Annotated in this window: 10 protein-coding genes; 6 read left to right on the top strand and 4 right to left on the bottom strand. The window is 72.8% G+C overall.

What is annotated here, in order from left to right; translation table 11 throughout:
- Nucleotides 1-167: 167 nt before the first annotated feature.
- Nucleotides 168-3,005, top strand: coding sequence for a DEAD/DEAH box helicase (locus M2157_RS41170; RefSeq protein ID WP_348541837.1), 2,838 nt, complete (start codon nt 168-170; stop codon nt 3,003-3,005).
- Complete coding sequence (locus tag M2157_RS41165; protein ID WP_280867690.1) at nt 3,002-4,270, top strand: SWF or SNF family helicase; 1,269 nt, start codon at nt 3,002-3,004, stop codon at nt 4,268-4,270. Before M2157_RS41170 ends, M2157_RS41165 begins: the two co-directional genes overlap by 4 nt.
- Here the strand turns inward: M2157_RS41165 and M2157_RS41160 are convergent.
- Together M2157_RS41160 and M2157_RS41155 are read right to left on the bottom strand one after the other, a co-directional pair.
- Nucleotides 4,250-5,425 carry a cytochrome P450 gene (locus tag M2157_RS41160; protein WP_280867689.1) on the bottom strand — a complete coding sequence of 392 codons (1,176 nt, stop codon included), beginning with the start codon at nt 5,423-5,425 and terminating at the stop codon, nt 4,250-4,252. The genes M2157_RS41165 and M2157_RS41160 overlap by 21 nt on opposite strands.
- Before the next feature lie 52 nt (nt 5,426-5,477).
- Nucleotides 5,478-6,323: a patatin-like phospholipase family protein gene (locus M2157_RS41155; protein ID WP_280867688.1), complete on the bottom strand. Its 846-nt coding sequence runs from the start codon at nt 6,321-6,323 to the stop codon at nt 5,478-5,480.
- A gap of 100 nt (nt 6,324-6,423) precedes the next feature.
- On the opposite strand from M2157_RS41155, the gene M2157_RS41150 reads away from it, so the two are divergent.
- Together M2157_RS41150 and M2157_RS41145 are read left to right on the top strand one after the other, a co-directional pair.
- Entirely contained in the window at nt 6,424-7,104 is a 681-nt protein-coding gene (locus M2157_RS41150; RefSeq protein WP_280856040.1) for a TetR/AcrR family transcriptional regulator, read from the top strand.
- Nucleotides 7,105-7,242: 138 nt separating this feature from the next.
- Nucleotides 7,243-8,583, top strand: coding sequence for an esterase-like activity of phytase family protein (locus M2157_RS41145; RefSeq protein ID WP_280867687.1), 1,341 nt, complete (start codon nt 7,243-7,245; stop codon nt 8,581-8,583).
- 8 nt (nt 8,584-8,591) lie between these two features.
- Here M2157_RS41145 and M2157_RS41140 read toward each other — a convergent pair whose 3' ends face one another.
- Both M2157_RS41140 and xylA read right to left on the bottom strand, forming a co-directional pair.
- The gene (locus M2157_RS41140; RefSeq protein WP_280867686.1) at nt 8,592-9,047 is read right to left on the bottom strand and encodes a hypothetical protein; all 456 of its coding nucleotides are present in this window, start codon (nt 9,045-9,047) and stop codon (nt 8,592-8,594) included.
- Between the two features lie 181 nt (nt 9,048-9,228).
- On the bottom strand, nt 9,229-10,395 hold the full coding sequence (gene xylA / locus M2157_RS41135) for a xylose isomerase (RefSeq protein WP_069762445.1): 1,167 nt from the start codon (nt 10,393-10,395) through the stop codon (nt 9,229-9,231).
- A 162-nt stretch (nt 10,396-10,557) separates the two neighbouring features.
- Here xylA and xylB point away from each other — a divergent pair, with 162 nt between their 5' ends.
- Nucleotides 10,558-12,003, top strand: a complete 1,446-nt coding sequence (gene xylB / locus M2157_RS41130) for a xylulokinase (RefSeq protein ID WP_280856043.1) — start codon at nt 10,558-10,560, stop codon at nt 12,001-12,003.
- A 7-nt stretch (nt 12,004-12,010) separates the two neighbouring features.
- Nucleotides 12,011-13,219: an ROK family transcriptional regulator gene (locus M2157_RS41125; RefSeq protein ID WP_280856044.1), complete on the top strand. Its 1,209-nt coding sequence runs from the start codon at nt 12,011-12,013 to the stop codon at nt 13,217-13,219.
- Nucleotides 13,220-13,327 lie beyond the last annotated feature (108 nt).

The raw sequence follows: 13,327 nt of genomic DNA, 5'->3' as shown, positions 1-13,327 counted from the left end.
GCGACCATGTGGCGACCCCCCGTCTCCATGCGGGGGGTTGCACCGGCCGCACCGGGGGGTTGACAACACCCTGGCGTGAATGTGATACAGCCCACTCGGCGGTGGGCCCGAGCGGTGATGTACCCTCGACCACTCCGCCGACGTAGTCAAGTTTGAGGAGTCTCGCGATCTCTGTCCAGAGGTTCCCCGCGGCATCACCGTCCGAGATCTCCGAACTGGCTTTGTGCTGTGCCGTGTTCGTGCCCGGCGACCCGGCCCGCACGGGCAGTGTGGCCTTCTGGCGGCCCGACGGTGCTCCTCCTCCCGCTGTCGTGGCAGGGACGATCGAGGATCTGGCGCTCGTGGTGCCGGGGAACCGCGGTGTGGATCTGGTGAGCCTGCCCGCGGTGCTGCTGCCGGTCCGCGCCGCCCTGCCGGTCCTCACGCGTGCGCGTGCCTCCACGCACGGGCACCGGGCGACCCTCTTCTGGGGCGCCGCCGCCGTGCTGGCCCTGCAGTGCGCGGCCCGCGGGCTGCTGCTGCCCGGACTGTCCCCCGCCGACCACGACGCCTGGCGCATGGGTCCCCTGGGGGCGGCCGACATCGAGCGGGTCCGCCGGCTCGCCGCGGCGATGCCGCCCGAGGCACACGCCGTACCCCTGAGCGCCGTCGAGCCGCTCCGGCTGCCCGACCCCGAACGGCTGGTGCGCGCCTTCCTGGACGCGGTCGCCGACACCCTGCCCCGCTCCCCGGCGGCGCCCCTCGTGACGGGCGGACCCGCCTACGCCGCCCAGGCACCGCAGCACCTGCCCGAGCAGCGCGCGTGGGCGGCGGATGTCGCCGCGGGCCACGACGCGGGCGTACGCGTCTCGTTGCGCATCGAGGCGCACGGCCTGGCCACTGGTGAGGCGCCCTCCTTCCGGGCCGTTCTCCAGGTGCACAGCGTGAGCGATCCGACGACCGTCGCGGACGCCGCCGACGTGTGGGCCGGGTCCACGGCCTTCGGCCCTCACACGCAGCTGGACTGCCTGCTCGCGCTCCGCAGGGCCGCACGCGCGTGGCCCCCGCTCAACCCGCTGCTCTCGGCCACCGTCCCGGACGCGGTCGAACTCGCCGACGAGGAGATCACCGATCTGCTCGGAGCGGGCGCGCGCAGTCTCGCCGACCTGGGGGTCGAGGTGCACTGGCCGAAGGAGCTGGCCAGGAACCTCACCACGCGCGCGATGGTCGGTCCGCCGGAAGGCAGCGACCGGATCGGGTCCGGCACTCCGTCGTTCCTGTCCGCCGACGCGCTGCTCGCGTTCGACTGGTGGTTCGCGCTGGGCGACCAGCAGCTCACGCGCGAGGAACTGGACCGGCTCGCCGAGGCCAACCGGCCTGTGGTGCGGCTGCGTGACCAGTGGGTGCTGGTCGACCCGCACGAGGTACGCCGGGCCCGTGCCCGGCAGGACCGCAAGGTGACGCCCGTGGACGCCCTGAGCGCCGCTCTGACGGGCTCGGCCGAGGTCGACGGCCGCAGGGTCGAGGTGCAGCCCACCGGGTGGCTGGCGGCGCTGCGGGACCGGCTGGCGGACCCGGAGGCCCAGGAGCCGGTCCCGCAACCCGCCGCGCTCGCCGCACCCCTGCGTGACTACCAGCGCCGGGGCCTGAACTGGCTGGCCCGTATGACGTCCTCGGGGCTCGGCTGCTGTCTCGCCGACGACATGGGACTCGGCAAGACGATCACCCTGATCGCGCTGCATCTGCACCGGCAGACCGACACGGCCACCGCGGGCCCCACCCTCGTGGTGTGCCCGACGTCCCTGATGGGCAACTGGCAGCGCGAGATCGAGAAGTTCGCACCGGGTACGCCCGTGCGCCGCTTCCACGGTCCGCGGCGCGAGCTCGACGGCCTGGCCGACGGGGAGTTCGTGCTCACCACGTACGGCACGATGCGCCTGGACGCGCCCCGGCTCGCCGAAACCGCTTGGGGGATGGTCGTGGCGGACGAGGCGCAGCACGTGAAGAACCCGTATTCGGCGACCGCCCGGGAACTGCGCTCGATCGGGGCACGCGCACGCGTGGCGCTCACCGGAACCCCGGTGGAGAACAATCTGTCGGAGCTGTGGGCGATCCTCGACTGGACGACTCCCGGTCTGCTGGGCCGCCTCGGCGCCTTCCGCAGCCGGTACGCGCAGGCCATCGAGAGCGGTCAGGACCCGGCCGCCGCGGAACGTCTCGCCCGGCTGGTGAGCCCCTTCCTGCTGCGGCGCCGCAAGTCGGATCCTGGAATCGCCCCGGAGCTGCCACCGAAGACCGAGACCGACCGTGCCGTGTCACTCACCCAGGAACAGACCGGCCTGTACGAAGCAGTGGTGCGCGAGACCCTGGCCGAGATCTCCGGGGCGGACAGCATGGCGCGGCGCGGTCTGATCGTGAAGCTGCTGACCGGGCTGAAGCAGATCTGCAACCACCCGGCGCAGTTCCTCAAGGAGGATCAGCCGAGGATCGCCGGCCGTTCCGGCAAGCTGGAACTGCTGGACGAGCTCCTCGACACCATCGTCGCCGAAGGAGCGAGCGTCCTGGTGTTCACGCAGTACGTGCGCATGGCCCGACTCATCGAGCAGCACCTCGCGGCGCGTGGCCTGCCGTCGCAGTTCCTGCACGGCGGGACACCGGTCCCCCGGCGGGAAGCGATGGTGCGGCGGTTCCAGGAGGGTGAAGTGCCCGTGTTCCTGCTGTCGTTGAAGGCGGCCGGCACCGGTCTGAACCTCACCCGGGCCGAGCACGTCGTGCACTACGACCGCTGGTGGAACCCGGCCGTCGAGGCGCAGGCCACCGACCGCGCGTACCGCATCGGCCAGACGCGGCCCGTGCAGGTGCACCGGCTGATCGCCGAGGGGACCGTCGAGGACCGCATCGCCGACATGCTGCACCGCAAGCGGGAGTTGGCCGACGCGGTACTCGGTTCCGGCGAGGCGGCACTGACCGAGCTGACGGACGCGGAGCTGGCCGATCTGGTCGAGCTGCGAGGGGGTGCACTGTGACCGGACACGACGGTGACACGGAGCGCACGTTCGCGGCGCTGCCGCCCGCGCACGGGCGGGGTTTCGCACAGACCTGGTGGGGCCAAGCCTGGCTGCGGGCACTGGAGGACGCCGCGCTGGACTCGGGGCAGGTGAAGGCGGGCCGCAGGATCGCACGCGCGGGCGCTGTGGGCGCGGTGTCGGTACGTCCCGGGCGCATCACGGCCGTCGTCCAGGATCGTGATCGCACCGCGCACCGCGCCGACGTTCTGCTGGCCGAACTGTCTGCCGAGCAGTGGGACCGCCTCCTCGACATGGCCGTCGAGCGGGCCGGTCACGTCGCGGCCCTGCTGGACCGTGAGATGCCGCCGCATCTGGTCGAGGACGCGGCGTCCGCGGGCATCGAACTCCTGCCGGGGCTGGGCGATCTGGAACCGGAGTGCGATTGCGGCGCCTGGGACCACTGCGGGCACACGGCGGCTCTCTGCTATCAGGTGGCCCGGCTGCTGGACCAGGACCCCTTCGTACTGCTGCTGATGCGCGGTCGCGGCGAACACGCCCTCCTCGATGACCTCCAGGACCGCAGCGCCGCGCCCGTGGAGGAAGCTCCCGAACCGGAGGGGGTGGACGCCGCCGAGGCGTATGCGGCCGGCGACATCCTGCCGCCCCTGCCCGTGACCGCGGAGCGGCCCGAGAAGCCCGGCCCGCCTCCCTCTCTGGACACCGAGGCCCTACCCGGAGCGGGAGTCGACCCGGTCGCCGTCCGCCATCTGGCCGCTCGGACCGCCGTAGAGGCTCATCGGCTGCTCACTGAGGCTCTCCGGCAACCGTCCGAACAGCTCGCCGCCGTACGTGAACTGACGGTCGATCAGGACGCGGCACGTCTCGCCGTCGACGCGCCCGACCCGGCGCTGACGGAACGGCTCGCCGTCGGATCGGGACGTGATCCGCAGTCGCTGGCGGACGCCACGCGCGCGTGGCGGCTCGGTGGTGCGGAAGCGCTGGCGGTGCTGGAGGAGGAATGGGCGCCCTCGGGCGGCACGCTCGCACGCGCGCGTGCCGCTCTGGACTCGGCCTGGGACGAGGACGAACGGCCGTCGCTCAGGGCAGAGGGCAACCGGTGGACGGTCGTCGGCGCACCGGCCCAGGTGCGCCTGGGGCGGGACGGGCGGTGGTGGCCGTACCGCCAGGAGCGGGAACGCTGGATACTCGCGGGCCCGGCTGCCCTGGATCCGGCCACGGCTCTGTCCTCGGCGGAGCTCTCCTCAGCCGAACCGCAGCGGTAGTTCGGCCAGGCCCCTCAGGAGCGTGCTGCTGCGCCAGGTCAACGCGCCCGGGTCGGTCCCGAAGGCGAGAGCGGGCCGGTGGCGCAGCAACAGGCGCAGAGCGACGGCCGCTTCCACGCGGGCCACCGGGGCGCCCAGGCAGTGGTGCGGGCCGTGGCCGAATGCCAGATGCGCGCGCGTGGGACGCCGTAGGTCGAAGCGGTCGGGGTCAGGAAAACGCAGCGGATCGCGGGAGGCCGCGGCGAGTGAGACCTGCACGGAGTCGCCCGCCGGGATCCGGGTGCCGTCGATGTCGAGCGGCTCGGCCGCGAAGCGGAACGCGGTGGCGTGGACGGGTGAGTTGTAGCGCAGGGACTCCTCGACGGCCGGGCCGGTGAGGTCCGGGTCGGCGCGGAGCAGGGCGAGTTGGTCCGGGTGGTCCAGCAGCGCGTGGACGGTTCCGGAGATCAGGTCGACGGTCGTCTCGTGGCCTGCGACGAGGATCAGGAACGCCATGCCGAAGAGTTCTTCGGAGGTGAGGTCCGAGGCCGCCACGAGGTCGCCGAGCAGGCCTGTCGCCCGCCGTTCGCGTCCTCGGGCGAGCAGACCGGCGAGGTACTCGGTCAGTGACGCCGCGGCGGCGGTCGCCGTCTCGGCCGAGGCGGGCATGACGAGTTCGTCGGCCCAGGCGTGGAACACCGCGCGGTCGGCCGCGGGCACCTCCAGAAGGTCACAGATCACCGTGACGGGCAGCGGCAGCGCGTACCCGGCGACCAGGTCCGCCGTACCCCGCTCCGGCAGCGCGTCCAGGAGTTCGAGGGCGGTGGCCTCGATTCTCGGTCGCAGCGCGGTGATCCTCCCTGCCGTGAAATGGGCCGCCACCACTCGGCGCAGCCGGGTGTGCTGCGGGGGGTCGCTCTGGAGCATGTTGCGGCCGACGGCGTGTCCGCCGTCGCTCCGCCAGGACGAGGAATGCCGGATGTCGTTGCGCAGGCGCGGGTCGGTCAGCGCGGCTCGCGCCGCGTCATGGGCGACGACGAGCCAGCTCTCACCGCTTCCGGGGACGAGGACGCGGTGCACGGGGCCTTTGGTCCGCAGCGCGGCATAGACGGGGTACGGGTTCGAGGCGAAGTCATGGCCGTCCGGGGTCAGCTCCTCCAGAGTGGGCGCGGGCACGGTGGTTCCTTTCGGTAGTGGTCGTCAGGCTGACGGCGTCCCGACCCGGCCTTCACCGCTCGGCGCGCCAGAGCGGGTGCACCGAGGCCGCGAGGGCCGTCGCCTGGGCGTGGCCGGCCCGGGCGGCCGCGGGGCGGCGCGTGTCGGACGTCATGTCGCGGCCCATGGCCCGGCGTGCGGCGCGGTCCGGCGTCACGAGGGTGACGTGGGCGCCTTCGGCGGCGAGGACGGCCGCCTGCTGTTCGGCACTGGGATGAGGTCCCACGGCGGCGGGGATGGGGGCGATGGCCAGGACGTGGTGATGGCCACGCGCGAGGTGGATGTTGGCCGTGGAGCGGCTGCCCCCGTCCATCCAGCGGCGCCCGGTCAAGGTGATCGGGGGCCAGACCACGGGCACCGCGCAGCCCGCGACGACGGCTTCGAGGAGCGTGACCTCCGAGTCGGCGTCGAAGGCCGTCAGTCGCCCGGAGAGGGCGTCGACGGCCGTGATCCGCAGTGCGCGGTCGGGCCAGTCCCCCACACTCCTCAGCAGCGGACGCAGGGCGTCGTACACATCGGACTCGGGACCCGCGCGGGCCCTCAGCGCCGCTCGCCCGAGGCGCAGCACGGAACGCTCAGGATCGCGGGAGCCCAGTGCTGCCCACAGAAAGCGAAGCGTCTGACACGACGTCACAGCGAGGCCCACCCGGTCGGCGCCGGCCAGTTGGCGTTCGTACAGCTCGCGCGCGGGCTCGCCCGCGAGGAGACGCGACCCGAAGATCGCACCGGCCGAGGTCCCGATGACGACATCCGCGCGGGCCGGGTCGACACCGGCGTCGCACAGGCCGGCGAGAACTCCCGTCATCCAGGCTCCGCCGACGAGGCCACCCCCGCCGAGGACGAGCGCCGTACTGCCCATGTCCCACCCCTCCCAGCAAAGTGGGGAGTGGTCCCCACTTCACTGGACGACGATAGCATCACTACCGGGGAACACTCCCCGGTAGTGCGAAGGGGCGATCATGGCGGACGACGCGACGGCGCCGGTACGGCGTCGCGATGCGCGACGCAACCGGGAGTTGCTGGTCGAGGCCGCTCACGAGGTGTTCACGGAGCAGGGGTTGGAGGCACCCCTGGACGTCATCGCGCGGCGGGCGGGGGTGGGAAACGCCACGCTGTACCGGCATTTTCCGAGCCGTGCCGCCCTGGTCGACGCGGTCTTCCGTGACCCGCTGGCGGGCACCATGGCCGCCGGCGAGCAGGCCCGGACCGCCGCTGACCCCTGGGCGGGACTCGTCGGCTACACGGAAGCCGTGTTCGCCGTCCTGGCGACCGATCGCGGTACGAACGACCTGATGACCACGCACCTCGAGGGCGTCGAGTCGTTGCAGGCCGTGCACGCACACAACCGGGCGACCATGGAACTGCTGCTGCGCCGTGGGCGCGAGGAGGGAAGCATCCGGGCGGACGTCACGACGGAGGACGTCCTCTTCGCACTGGCCGCGCTCGGCCGGGCCGTCCCCTCCCTCGCCACGGCCGTCGGCCCCGAGGCCTGGCGTCGCCCTCTCGCCCTGCTCCTCGACGGTCTGCGCGCCTCGCCGGCCGTCGCGTCCCTCCCGTCCCCCGCGCTCACGGCGGACGAACTCGGCGACGTACTCCAAGGACTGGGACCGCACCGGCCACCTCGCAGCTCGCCCGGCTGAGCACGCGCCACGCGCGCGCGTGCCGCGATGCCGGGCCGACGCACGGCCGACGCCAGCCGTTCACTCTTCGGTCGTACGGCGTTCCGAGCGAGGCCCAAATCTGGCCGCTGTCACCGAACTTGGTTCCCAGGAGGCCCCATGTCCCCGCACGCCGACGGCCGACGCCCCGCCAGACGCACCGCAGCGGCGGGTGTACCCCTCGCCCTGATCGCCGCCCTGATCGCGGCGGGGCCCGCCATGGGTGCCCCTTCGGGCGAGGCGCGTGTCGTCCGGACGGCGACGCTCGGCGACATCCCGCTGGGCGCGTTCAGCAACAGGCTCCTGCCGGGCACGGTGGCCGACGACCGCGGGGTGGACCTCGGCGGCATCGGCAGTGACATCTACCCGGCGGGACGCAAGGGCGAGTTCTGGACGATCACCGACCGCGGACCCAACGGCCAGATCAAGGTGGCCGGCACCAAGCGCCGCACGTTCCCGGTCCCCGACTTCGACCCCGCGATCGTGAAGATCCGCGTCTCCGGCGACACCGTGAAGGCGCTGGACGCGATCCCGGTCACCACCTCCTCCGGCAAGCCCGTCACGGGGCTGCCCAACCAGCAGGGGCGCGACGAGACGCCGTACGACTACAACGCGCTCACAGCGCTGTCGTACAACCCGAACGGCCTGGACACCGAGGGCATCGTGCGGGCCTCGGACGGGACGTTCTGGCTTGTCGACGAGTACGGGCCGAGCCTGGTCCACGTCTCCGCGCGCGGGAAGGTCCTCACGCGCTATGTGCCCAAGGGGCTGAACCTCACCGGCGCCGGCTACCCGGTGGTGGAGGCGCTGCCCTCCGTCCTGCTGCACCGGAAGATCAACCGGGGCCTCGAGGGGCTCGCCCAACTGCCCGGCGGCGATCTGGTACTGGCGGTGCAGAGCCCGTTGTCCCTGCCGGACACGGACGCCGGAGAGGCCTCCAGGACCACCCGGCTGCTGCGTTTCTCGCCGAAGAGGAAGGCGGTCACCGCCGAGTACGCGTACCGCTTCGACCCGGTGAACGTCGTGGACCCGAGCGAGGACGACACCTCCGAGCTCAAGATCTCCTCGGTGGTCGCGGTGGGCGGTGACCGGCTGCTGGTCGAGGAGCGCACCGACAAGGCGGCACGGCTGCAACTGGTGCGCCTGGACCGGTCCTCGAACATCCTCGGCGGCACCTGGGACGACGACACCACGTCTCCGTCGCTGGAGCAGCTCGCCGATCCGGCCGCCTCGGGCGTGCCCGTACTCGCCAAGAAGCCGGTCGTCGACCTGGGCACGGTCGCCGGGGTGCCCGGGAAGATCGAGGGCGTCGCACGGGTGGACCACGACACACTCGCTCTGATCAACGACAACGACTTCGGGATGACGGACGGAGCGGGGGCGTTCGACGCCGACGGCCGACTGGTCGACAGCGGGGTGGAGACGACGGTGACCTACGTCAGGCTGCCGCGCGGTCTCTGAGGCCCGCGTCAGCCGATCAGGGACGGCAGCAGCGACTCCAGGTCGCTCGGGAACTCGCTGGGTATGTCGGTCGGGAACTGCGACGGCAGCTCGCTGGGCAACTCGCTGGGAAGCCGGGTGGGCAGGCTGAACGACGGCTTGGGAGAACCGCTCGTACCGGTCGCCGGGGCCGGGTCCTTGTCCGGCGAGTCGTCGTTCCCCGAGGCCATGAAGACCACCACGAGGGCGACGGCCACGCCCGCCGCGATCACGGCGAGCAGGGCGAACAGCGGGCTCCGGCGCTTTCTCGGCCCGCTCGCCCCGGGGTCGCCGACCGGACCCATCCGCTGGGTCGACGGCAGACTGCCGTACGGGTTCGGGCCGTTGCGCCCGAAGTCGTCAGGAGGTGGTCCGAAGCCACCGCCCGGAGGCGGTGTGTCACCCGGCGGTCCGGGCGGCTGGGGCGGTACCGGCGGCATGGCCATACCGCCCAGAGTCGCCTCGAACCGGTCATGGGGCGACCCCCGCGCGGAAGTTGATACGCCCCCATGGCGTGGATCGCATGGTTCCGGCACATTCCCCGCGGGGGGTCGCTGCAAGGCCGCACGCGCGCTTGCCGTCGGCGGAGGCCACTCAGGGCCGACGGCACACGCGCGTGAGTCTCATTCAGCCGCGCGCACCCAGCAGGTGGTCCATGGCGAGCTGGTCGAGCTGCTCGAAAGCCATGCCGCGCGCGGCGGCCGCCTCCACGTCGAAGTCCTCGAAGGCGCTGCGGTCCGCGAGCAGCGACTTCAGTCCGTCCGCCGCCGTCTGCTGCGCCAGCTCGTCCAGACGCGAGGCACGCAGCGCCTCCTGGACCTGCGGGTCGGCACGGAAGGCAGCAGCACGCTCCTTGAGGATGAGGTAGTTGCGCATGCAGCCCGCGGCCGACGCCCACACACCGTCGAGGTCCTCGGTCCGCGGCGGCTTGAAGTCGAAGTGCTTGGGGCCGGCGTAGCCGGCGCTCTCCAGGAGGTCCACGAGCCAGAAGGCGGCCCGCAGGTCGCCCGCGCCGAAGCGGAGGTCCTGGTCGTACTTGATGCCGGACTGGCCGTTGAGGTCGATGTGGAAGAGCTTGCCCGCCCACAGGGCCTGCGCGATGCCGTGCGGGAAGTTCAGCCCGGCCATCTGCTCGTGGCCGACCTCGGGGTTCACGCCGTACAGCTCGGGGCGCTCCAGTCGCTCGATGAACGCCAGGGCGTGGCCGACGGTGGGCAGCAGGATGTCGCCGCGCGGCTCGTTCGGCTTGGGCTCGATCGCGAACTTCAGGTCGTAGCCCTGCTCGGTGACGTACTCGCCCAGAAGGTCGAAGGCCTCCTTCATGCGGTCCAGCGCGACGCGTACGTCCTTGGCCCCGCCGGACTCGGCGCCCTCGCGGCCGCCCCAGGCCACGTAGGTCTCGGCGCCGAGCTCGACCGCCAGGTCGATGTTGCGGATCGTCTTACGCAGCGCGTAACGGCGCACGTCGCGGTCGTTCGCGGTGAACGCGCCGTCCTTGAAGACGGGGTGCGTGAAGAGGTTGGTGGTCGCCATCGGCACCTTCATGCCGGTCGCGTCCAGTGCCTCACGGAAGCGCTTGATGTGACCCTCGCGGGCGCTGTCGGACGATCCGAAGGGGATCAGATCGTCGTCGTGGAAGGTCACGCCGTGGGCGCCGAGCTCGGCCAGGCGCTGCACCGTCTCGACGGGGTCGAGGGCACGGCGGGTGGCGTCGCCGAACGGGTCCCTTCCCTGCCAGCCGACGGTCCAAAGGCCGAAGGTGAACCTGTCCTCGGGGGTGGGCTGGTAGTTCATGACGCGGCTCCTTGCTGCTGCGGACTATTTCGTCATGGCGGTTTACAAATTAGTATGCACACACGTCCCCGGGAAGAGACAAGACGTCTCCCGATGGAGACAAGAGCCGCATCAAGGTCACGAGCCGTATTACGGTCAAGAGCCGCAAAAAGGGAGAGCCCGATGTCAGCAGCCGAGGGTCCGCTCGTCGTCGGCGTGGACACGTCCACCCAGTCCACCAAGGCGCTGGTGGTCGACGCGGCCACCGGCCGGGTCGTCGCACGCGGCCAGGCGCCGCACACTGTGACCTCCGGGGCGGGCCGTGAGAGCGATCCCCGCCAGTGGTGGGACGCTCTGTCAGAGGCGCTGCGCCAGTGCGGGGACGCGGCCCGCGAGGCCGCCGCGGTGTCGATCGGGGGGCAGCAGCACGGCCTCGTCACGCTCGACGCACAGGGCGAACCGGTGCGCCCGGCCCTCCTGTGGAACGACGTGCGCTCAGCTCCCCAGGCCCGGCGTCTGATCGAGGAACTGGGCGGCCCGAAGGCCTGGGCGGAGCGGACCGGCAGCGTGCCGGGCGCCTCCTTCACGGTCACGAAGTGGGCCTGGCTCGCCGAGCACGAGCCGGAGGCCCTGCGTGCCACGAAGGCCGTGCGACTTCCGCACGACTACCTCACGGAGCGCCTCACCGGCGAAGGCACGACGGACCGGGGCGACGCCTCCGGCACCGGCTGGTGGGCGTCGGCGACGGAGTCGTACGACGACGAGATCCTCGCGCGCGTGGGCCTCGACCCCGCCCTGCTCCCCCGCGTGGTCCGGCCCGGCGAGGTGGCAGGCACCGTGCGCGACGGCCATGACCTGCCGTTCTCCAAGGGCACCCTGGTCGCCCCCGGCACCGGCGACAACGCCGCGGCCGCGCTCGGCCTCGGGCTGCGCCCCGGCACGCCGGTGATGAGCCTGGGCACCTCGGGAACGGTGTACGCCGTCTCGAAGCACCGCCCCACCGACCCCACCGGCACCGTCGCGGGCTTCGCCGACGCCCACGGAGACTGGCTGCCGCTGGCCTGCACCCTGAACTGCACGCTCGCCGTGGACCGCGTCGCGGCGCTGCTGGGCCTGGACCGCGAGGCCGTCGAGCCGGTCTCGGGGGTCACCCTGCTGCCCTACCTGGACGGCGAGCGGACCCCGAACCTGCCGAACGCCTCCGGGGTACTGCACGGCCTTCGCCACGACACCACCGGCGGCCAGCTCCTCCAGGCGGCCTACGACGGCGCCGTGCAGGCACTGCTCGGAGCGCTGGACCTGGTGCTCGACCAGGACGCGGATCGTTCGACGCCCCTGCTGCTCATCGGCGGCGGCGCTCAGGGCACCGCCTGGCAGGAGACCGTACGGCGGCTCTCGGGGCGTCCGGTCCAGGTGCCCGAGGCCAAGGAACTGGTCGCGCTCGGCGCCGCCGCGCAGGCCGCCGGACTGCTCACCGGCGAGGACCCGGGCGCGGTCGCCCGGCGCTGGAACACCGCCGCCGGGCCGGTGCTGGGGGCTGTGGAGCGGGACGACGAGACGCTGGCCAGGATCGCCGGGGTACTCTCCGACGCGGCGCCGCTGCTGGAGCGGGGGACCTCTGAGGGGTGAGGGAGGCATGACGGCACCGCTGCACGACGCCCACCCGGCGGGTCCGGGGCGTGGCCTGCCCGACACCCAGCAGGGCATGCGCCGCCGCAACCTGGCACGGGTCATGCACACCGTGAGCGCCGAGGGACCGCTGTCGCGCGCCGCGGTCGCCTCGCGCATCGGGCTGACCAGGGCCGCGGTGTCGACTCTCGTCGACGAGCTCATACGCTCGGGGCTGCTCGAGGAGCTGGGTCCCGAGCGTCCCGGCCGGGTCGGCAGGCCGGGCTCCGCGCTCGCGGTCAGTGGGCGGGGGCCGGCCGGGATAGGCGCCGAGGTCGGCGTGGACCACCTCGCGGTCTGCGCGGTCGATCTGCGCGGGCAGGTGCGCTCGCGGGTGGTGCGGTACGCCGCGAACCGGGGCCGCTCCCCCGAGCCGGTGATCGCGGAACTCACCTCCCTGGTGCACCAGGTGGTGGCCGAGGCGGAGGCCGAGGGCCTGTGGCCCGCGGGCCTCGCGGTGGCGGTGCCCGGTCTGGTGGCGCGTGACGCCCGGACCGTCGTCCGGGCCCCGAATCTCGACTGGCACGACACTGATCTGGGCGCCCTGCTGCCCGAGGACCTCCCGCTGACCGTGGGCAACGAGGCCAACTTCGGCGCGCTGGCCGAACTCTGGCTCGGCGACGGCACTCCCCACGACTTCCTGCACGTCTCGGCGGAGATCGGCATCGGCGCGGCGCTCGTGGTGGACGGGCAGCTGCTGCGCGGCACCCGCGGTTTCGCGGGCGAGCTGGGCCATGTGCCGGTCCGCCCCGACGGCCCCCGGTGTCCGTGCGGCGGGCGCGGCTGCCTGGAGCAGTACGCCGGCGAGGAGGCGGTGTTGCGGGCGGCCGGCCTGGAGCCGGGCGAGGACCGGGTCGGGCTGCTCGCGGAGCACGCCGCGGAGGGCGACGAGGACGTACGGGGTGCCCTGCGCGAAGCCGGCGAGGCGCTCGGTATCGCGCTGACCGGGGCGGTCAATCTGCTGGACCCCGAAGCCGTTGTGCTCGGCGGCGCGCTGGCCGGGCTCGCGCCCTGGCTGCTGCCCTCCCTGCGGGACGAGCTGGCCCGGCGCACGGCGGGTCCGGCCTGTCCGGTGTCCGTGTCCCGCCTGGGTTCGGAGGGTCCGCTGCTGGGGGCCGCACATTCGGTGGTGCGGGCCGTGCTGGACGACCCGGCGGTTGTGGGCGAACGGGCCTGAGCCGCGGCGACCTCACCCCATCGGGTGAGGAAGTTGTCCACAACCCCAAGGTTGTCCACCGAAACACCAAGCGCTCTACTGCCCAACCGGCCGCCGCCGTACCGTGAT

The sequence above is a fragment of the Streptomyces sp. SAI-127 genome, from assembly GCF_029894425.1.
GTDB lineage: Bacteria > Actinomycetota > Actinomycetes > Streptomycetales > Streptomycetaceae > Streptomyces.
Note: the sequence above shows the minus strand (reverse complement) of the source record. Positions and strands in the feature narration are given on the sequence as shown.